This is a genomic window from Streptomyces sp. NPDC028289 (assembly GCF_055565975.1).
Window position 1 is genome coordinate 1 of record NZ_JBVHTI010000035.1, and the last position, 1,615, is coordinate 1,615.

The window sequence follows — 1,615 nt, forward strand, 5'->3', positions numbered from 1 at the left end:
CTAGGCAGTGTCCGGGCGATCTTGTGGTGGAGTCGTGGGGGCCGGTGTGCTGGTCAGGTGGGGTGGATGCGAGAGTGATTGCCTGTGACGAATTCTGATCTTGCTCGCCGTATCCATGCCGCCTCTCATCTGACCGGCCAGTTCACGCTCCGGTCGGGACGTACTGCCACGGAGTACTTCGACAAGTACCGGTTCGAAGCGGATCCCGTCCTGCTCGATGAGATCGCCCGGCGGATGGCCCCTCTGGTGCCGTCCGGCACGCAAGTGCTGGCCGGCCTGGAGATGGGCGGTATCCCGGTAGTGACCGCACTCGGCCGACACACGGGCCTTCCTTGCGCGTTCGTGCGCAAGCAGGCCAAGCCGTATGGCACGTGCCGTCTGGCCGAGGGTGCGGAGGTTGCGGGCCGGAAAGTGCTGGTCATCGAGGACGTCGTCACCAGCGGTGGGCAGATCGTGCTGTCGACCGCGGACCTGCGGAACCTGGGCGCGCAGGTGGATGAGGCGCTGTGCGTGATCGATCGGGAGCAAGGCGGTGCCGAGGCTCTCAAGGCAGAAGGCATCAGCTTGTTGTCACTGCTGTCGGCCGAGGACCTGCGGGCTGCTGCTGCGTCCTGACGCCAGGCCGTGTCCGGCCACCGAACTGGGGCGTTGTCCGGAGCATGACGGGGCGGGGAGATCTTTCGGACGGGCAATGGGCGCAGTTGGAGCCGCTGCTGCCGGTGAGCAATAACCGGTGCGGGCGGTGGCGGGACCACCGTCAGGTGGTCAACGGGATACTGCACCGGGTGCGGACCGGGGTGCCGTGGCGGGACCTGCCGGAACGGTTCGGCCCGTGGAAGACCGTGTATGAACGCCATCGGCTATGGTCGGCCGATGGCACGTGGGAGCGGCTGCTCCAGCAGGTCCAGGGCGCTGCTGACGCGGACGGTGCGATCGACTGGGACATCTCGGTGGACTCCACCGTGATGCGGGCCCACCAGCACGCCGCCGGAGCCCGTAGAACCCCGCCGCCGGCGCCGAGTTGTTCAAAGGGGGTCGCCGCGGTGGAACACCTGAGCGAAAGGCCCTGGTTGAGGTTGCTCGGCCATGTGGTGGCGGTGGTGCGGCAGGCGAGGGCCTGGGGCGCTCCCGAGGCGGGTTCACCACCAAAGTCCATCTGAGCGCCGATGGTCGCTGCCGCCCGCTGTCTCTCACTGTCACCCCTGGGCAGCGGGCGGACTGCACCCAGTTCGAGCCGGTCATGGACAAGATCCGTGTACCCCGAGCCGGGCTCGGCCGCCCGCGTCGGCGTCCGGACAGCCTCAGCGCGGATAAGGCATACAGCAATCGCACCATTCGCGCTTATCTGCGAAGACGCGGCATCCGTCACGTCATCCCGGAGAAGAAGGACCACAAAGCCGCCCGCCTGCGCCGGGGTTCCCACGGTGGCAGGCCACCGGGCTTCGACAAAGACCGATACAAAAAACGCAACACGGTGGAACGCGCCATCAACAAACTCAAGGCGCACAGAGCCGTCGCGACGCGCTATGAAAAACGCGCATACATCTTCCTCGGCACCGTCACCGTCGCAGCCCTGGTCATCTGGCTCCGTTCATGATCGCCCGGACACTGCCTA

At 66.7% G+C, this 1,615-nt stretch carries 1 protein-coding gene and 1 pseudogene; both read left to right on the plus strand.

The genetic code is table 11. The annotated features are described in order from the left end of the window. The first annotated feature begins 84 nt into the window (after positions 1-84). Positions 85-615: an orotate phosphoribosyltransferase gene (pyrE, locus tag ACZ4UV_RS52060; RefSeq protein WP_467850272.1), complete on the plus strand. Its 531-nt coding sequence runs from the start codon at positions 85-87 to the stop codon at positions 613-615. Between the two features lie 44 nt (positions 616-659). Further along, positions 660-1,597 (plus strand): annotated as a pseudogene (locus ACZ4UV_RS52065) (IS5 family transposase). Positions 1,598-1,615 lie beyond the last annotated feature (18 nt).